A 243-nucleotide genomic window follows, 5' to 3' on the forward strand; every position below is an offset into this window, starting at 1 on the left:
ATCGGAAGGTGCGGCTGGATCACCTCCTTTCTATGGAGAATCGTTTCCTGCAACGGAAACATTCAAATCTAAGTCTTCAGGAAGCATGCTTCCGAAGCGAGCTTTACTTCGTAAAGCTTTCTACTCACTCGTTGCTCAGTTTTGAGAGAGTCAATCTCTTTCAAACGTTTGGTGGCGATGGCGGAGGGGTTCCACACGTACCCATCCCGAACACGACCGTTAAGCCCTCCAGCGCCGATGGTA

Annotated in this window: 1 rRNA gene; it reads left to right on the forward strand. The window is 50.2% G+C overall.

Annotation, left to right across the window (positions count from 1 at the left end):
- Positions 1–167: 167 nt before the first annotated feature.
- Positions 168–243: ribosomal RNA gene (gene rrf / locus HPT30_RS00190) — 5S ribosomal RNA — on the forward strand; the annotation flags it as partial.

It is taken from the genome of Paenibacillus agri (assembly GCF_013359945.1).
Lineage (GTDB): Bacteria > Bacillota > Bacilli > Paenibacillales > Paenibacillaceae > Paenibacillus_AQ > Paenibacillus_AQ agri.